Genomic DNA, 6,075 nt, shown 5'->3' on the forward strand with positions numbered 1-6,075 from the left:
AGCCGCTGCCAGAAGGTGCGGCCAACCTGCCGGTGGTCGCCACCGACCCGGCCGGCAACACCACTAACGCTAGCGTGCCGGTCACCATTGATACCACCGGCCCGGCCCTCACCGCCAAACTCGACCCGGCCAGCGACAGCGGCACGCCAGGCGATGGCATCACCAATGACACCACGCCGACCATCATCGGTACCGGCAATGCCGGCGACAGCATCAAAGTCACCACCCCGACCGGCGAAGTGCTCACCACCACGGTGAAACCGGATGGCACCTGGAGCGTCACCCCGACGCAGCCGCTGCCAGAAGGGGCGGCCAACATCCCGGTGGTCGCCACCGACCCGGCCGGCAACACCACCAACGCCAGCGTACCGGTCACCATCGACAGTGGTGTGCCTAACGGCGGCAATGCGCCGACCGTTACCATCGCCGAAGACACCAACAACGACGGCTACATCAACGCCAGCGAAGCCCAGGGTCCGGTCGACCTCAAAGTCGCCTTCGACCCGAGCAAAGTCGAGGTCGGTGACACCGTCAAAGTCACCGTGGGTGGCAACACACAAGACATCGTGGTCAGCGCCACCGACAAAGCCAACGGCTTCGTCACCGCCACCACGCCATTGCCAGCCGATGGCAGCACACTGGATGTCAGCGCCGTCATCGTCGACGCCGCCGGTAACAGCAGCGCACCCGGCAGCGACAGCGCCGTTGTCGACCTGACCGCACCGGCCCTCACCGCCCAGCTCGACCCGAGCAGCGACAGCGGTACGCCAGGCGACGGCATCACCAACGACACCACGCCGACCATCAGTGGTACCGGCAATGCGGGCGACAGCATCAAAGTCACCACCCCGACCGGCGAAGTGCTCACCACCACGGTGAAACCGGACGGCACCTGGAGCGTCACCCCGACGCAGCCGCTGCCAGAAGGGGCGGCCAACATCCCGGTCGTCGCCACCGACCCGGCCGGCAACACCACCAACGCCAGCGTCCCGGTCACCATCGACAGCAGTGTGCCTAACGGCGGCAATGCGCCGACCGTCACCATCGCCGAAGACACCAACAACGACGGCTACATCAACGCCAGCGAAGCCCAGGGTCCGGTCGACCTCAAAGTCGCCTTCGACCCGAGCAAAGTCGAGGTCGGCGACACCGTCAAAGTCACCGTGGGTGGCAACACACAAGACATCGTGGTCAGCGCCACCGACAAAGCCAACGGCTACGTTAGCGCCACCACCCCGTTGCCCGCCGACGGCAGCACGCTGGACGTCAGCGCCGTCATCGTCGACAAAGCCGGCAACAGCAGCGCGCCGGGCAGCGACAGCGCCATCGTCGACCTGACCGCACCGGCCCTCACGGTTAACGCACCTGATAACAGTGCTGACAGCACACCTACTATTACGGGTACCAGTAATGTGCCTGCCGGCACGGTAGTCACCTTGGTCGTGACCGATAGTGCCGGTACTGTGCAGACCCTGAGCGCTACCGTGCAGCCTGGTGGCAGCTACAGCGTTGATGTTCCGGTGGCAATGAAAGACGGCAACTTTACCGTGACCGCATCGGTGAAAGACCCGGCGGGTAATCCTGCCTCCGCCAGCGACAATGGCAGCCTGGATGCCTTGGCGGGTGCGATTGCCGTACAAGCCACTGTGGACAACGCCAACCGCCAGCTTGATATCACGGGTACCACGGTGGATGTGGTGCCGGGGCAGCAGGTGGCACTGAAAGTACAGGATCAGTTTGGCAATGTCGTGAATGCCACGGCCATCGTGCAACCAGATGGCAGCTACAGTGTGCAAGACCTGGATGTGAGTAGCTTGCAGGATGGTGCATTGACCACTACAGCCAGTGCAGTAGACCGCAATGGCGCTACACGGGTGGCAAATGATCTGGACCAACTGGATGTATTCAACACCGCACCAGTCAATACCATCCCGGGTGCGCAAACGTTGCTGGAAGATGGCTCCAAGGTCGTCGCTGGCTTGGCGATTAGCGATCCTGATGCAGGTAGTGGTGTGATGACCGTGACCTTGTCTGTCACCCATGGTGTATTGAATGTTGTAGCGGGTTCTGCCGGAATCAGCGGCAATGGCACTGCATCTGTCCAGCTTACCGGGACGGTGACGGTGATTAACGCCACACTGGCAACTACCGGGGCTGTTACCTACGTACCCACGGCCAATTACAACGGCAGCGATGCACTCACCATCAGCACAAACGACAATGGCAACACCGGTTTGGGCGGGGCGCTGACGGACGTTGATACGGTTCCCATTACTGTTGTGTCGGTCAATGACGCACCGGATGGCGCCGATAAAACCATTCAGGTATCAGAAGGTGGGGTATATACCTTCAAGCTGTCGGACTTTGGTTTTACCGACCCGAACGACACGCCGGCCAATACTTTCCTGAACGTGACGATCGACACAGTGCCAAGCAATGGCGTGTTGTTTATGGACTCTGATGGTGACGGTGCATACAGCGTTGGTGAGGAGCTTGCGGCGGGGCAGCTGGTCGGTGCCTCCACCATTAATGCCGGTGAGCTGAAATACTATTCGGCGCTGGGTAATACCACGGATGACACGTTTGCCTTCCGCGTGCGTGATAACGGTGGTTTGGCCAATGGTGGCAAGAATACCGACCAAGCGGCCAACCAGTTCACAATGGACGTTGTGCCATTGCCAGTCGTTACCGTTGATGCACCCAATAACACTCGTGATACCACGCCAACCATAACGGGCACTAGCAATCAGCCTGCAGGTAGCATCATCACGATCAAAGTAACGGACAGTGCCGGTGGGGTGCAAAACCTGACTGCCACCGTGAAGGCGGATGGTACGTACAGCGTAGATGTGCCTACTGCCCTGCCAGATGGTACTTATACGGCTGTCGCCAGCAGCAGCAATCTGCTGGGCGACAGTACGTCTGCTACAGACAACGGTAATGTCGATACTGTACCGCCACCGCTCACCGCCAAACTCGACCCGGCCAGCGACAGCGGCACGCCAGGGGATGGCATCACCAATGACACCACGCCGACCATCAGCGGCACTGGCAATGCTGGCGACAGCATCAAAGTCACCACCCCGACCGGCGAAGTGCTCACCACCACGGTGAAACCGGATGGCACCTGGAGCGTCACCCCGACGCAGCCGCTGCCAGAAGGGGCGGCCAACATCCCGGTCGTCGCCACCGACCCGGCTGGCAACACCACCAGCGCCAGCGTGCCGGTCACCATCGACACCACAGGCCCGGCCCTCACTGCCAAGCTCGACCCGGCCAGCGACAGCGGCACGCCAGGCGACGGCATTACCAACGACACCACGCCGACCATCAGCGGCACTGGCAATGCTGGCGACAGCATCAAAGTCACCACCCCGACCGGCGAAGTGCTCACCACCACGGTGAAACCGGATGGCACCTGGAGCGTCACCCCGACGCAGCCGCTGCCAGAAGGTGCGGCCAACATCCCGGTCGTCGCCACCGACCCGGCTGGCAACACCACCAGCGCCAGCGTGCCGGTCACCATCGACACCACAGGCCCGGCCCTCACTGCCAAGCTCGACCCGGCCAGCGACAGCGGCACGCCAGGCGACGGCATTACCAACGACACCACGCCGACCATCAGCGGCACTGGCAATGCTGGCGACAGCATCAAAGTCACCACCCCGACCGGCGAAGTGCTCACCACCACAGTGAAACCGGACGGCACCTGGAGCGTCACCCCGACCCAGCCGCTGCCAGAGGGTGCGGCCAACCTGCCGGTGGTCGCCACCGACCCGGCCGGCAACACCACCAGCGCCAGCGTGCCGGTCACCATCGACACCACCGGCCCGGCACTGACCGCCAAACTCGACCCGGGCAGCGACAGCGGTACGCCAGGCGACGGCATCACCAACGACACCATGCCGACCATCAGCGGCACCGGCAATGCGGGCGACAGTATCAAAGTCACCACCCCGACCGGCGAAGTGCTCACCACCACGGTGAAACCGGATGGCACCTGGAGCGTCACCCCGACGCAGCCGCTGCCAGAAGGGGCGGCCAACATTCCGGTAGTCGCCACCGACCCGGCCGGCAACACCACCAACGCCAGCGTGCCGATCACCATCGACAGCATTGCACCGGTGCCTACCGTCACGCTCAACCCGAACGTGACAGCCGACGACATCATTAATACCGCTGAAGCAACCCAGCAGATACCGGTAACCGGTACGGTAGGTGGCGATGCCAAAGTGGGCGATACCGTCACACTTACCGTCAACAACAAAACCTTTACCGGTACGGTACAGCCGGACAAGACCTTCAGTATCGATGTGCCAGGTGCAGATTTGGTGGCCGATGCAGACAAAACCATTGACGCCAAAGTCACCACAACTGACGCAGCGGGTAACACTGGCAGCGCCACCGCTACCGACAGCTACACCGTTAACCTGAATACGGGCCCAGTAGCCGTAGCGGATACTGCAGGTGTCGTAGAGTCGGGTGGTAATGTAGGTGACAGCGCCTACTTTGCCGGTACCGCCAGTGCCACAGGCAACTTGCTGGCAAACGATACCGACGCAGATGCGGGCGACAGCAAGGCCATGGTGTCTATCAACGGCAGCACCGTGAATGCCAGTGGCGATACCGTGGTAGCGGGTACCTACGGCACGCTCACCATCAAGGCTGATGGTAGCTACAGCTACGCGCTGGATAACAGCAAAACTGCGGTGAATGCGCTAGCCGCAGGTAGCAGCGCGGTAGACACATTCAACTATGTAATGAAGGATGGGGCAGGTGCTACGTCTACCAGTAAACTGGATGTAACAGTAACCGGTACTAATGATGCGCCTCTGCTTAATTCGATTGTTATGACTGCGCCAGTCGAGGGTCTGTTTGGAACGCCTATCTATAGTGGTACGGCTATCACATCAGGTACGTCGATTAATGGTACGCCGATAGTGTTTCATCCCGCTGCGGATACTCCTGCAGGTTGGACTGCGCTGCATACACCGGATATTAATGACTATCAGAACACAGCGTGGTCAACAGGCTACCCAATGACAAATCTGAATGGGGTGTCAGCTGATGGTGGGCAGTTTGTAAATCTAGTATCTGCTACAAATATTTCCGAGGGCATTTCCACACAACTTACTGGTTTGACGGTAGGTCAGCAGTATCTATATGGTATGCAATGGCAGCAGTTTACGTTTACAGGCAACCCAGGTCTGGGTTTCAGTTCTGGTGGCCAGTTGATCATTAGCATTGCTGGCGTTGAGAAAATTTATACGTCGCCAAGCTTGGATGACGGTTGGCAAACAGCACTGTATCAATTTACAGCAACATCTACGACTGCAGCATTGGTTCTCAAGATTAATGAAAAAGTTGGTAGTGAGCCTGCTCCTGCTAGCTATGCAGGTTTGCCAAATGGAGGGGCTATTGCAATCGACTCCTTGAGTACTGCTCAAATCAAGCAGCTAAATATCACCCCAAGTACTGGCATAAAAATAGCTGATTTGGCAGGTGGTGCTACCGATGCGGATCAAGCGGCCAGTATAAAAGGCTATGCCATTATCAAATCGGCAGCTGACACTCAAGGCAATCATTGGCAATACAGCCGTGATAACGGTACCACTTGGGTCAATATGGATGCTGCCAGTACCACGGCATCCATCTTTATCAGCCCGGATACACTGGTGCGTTGGACGGGTGCTGCCGGTACCAATACCAAGCTGTCTGTTGTAGCGGTAGACAATACCAGCACCGCCAGTTTTGATACGACAGCGGTAGGTCACCTTGATGTCAGCCTGCGTGGTGGTAATTCACCTTACAGTGCCAATGTGGCGACGCTGGCGGGCACCGATGTCTCGATCAGCCTGAACCCCAACATTACCAGTGACGACACGATCAACATCGCCGAACAGAGCCAGAACATACCGGTATCCGGCGTAGTCGGCAGTGATGTAAAGGCAGGCGATACCGTTACGCTCACAGTCAATAACAAAACCTTCACCGGTACGGTGCAGTCTGACAAGACCTTCAGCATCAATGTGCCGGGTAGCGACCTGGTAGCCGATGCCGATAAGGTCATCGATG

1 protein-coding gene is annotated in these 6,075 nt (G+C 59.3%); it reads left to right on the forward strand.

Annotation, left to right across the window (positions count from 1 at the left end):
* The coding region (locus tag ACZ9XP_RS09945; protein ID WP_465188347.1) for an Ig-like domain-containing protein at positions 1-6,075 on the forward strand (6,075 nt) is incomplete at both ends.

Source organism: Vogesella perlucida (genome assembly GCF_979366545.1).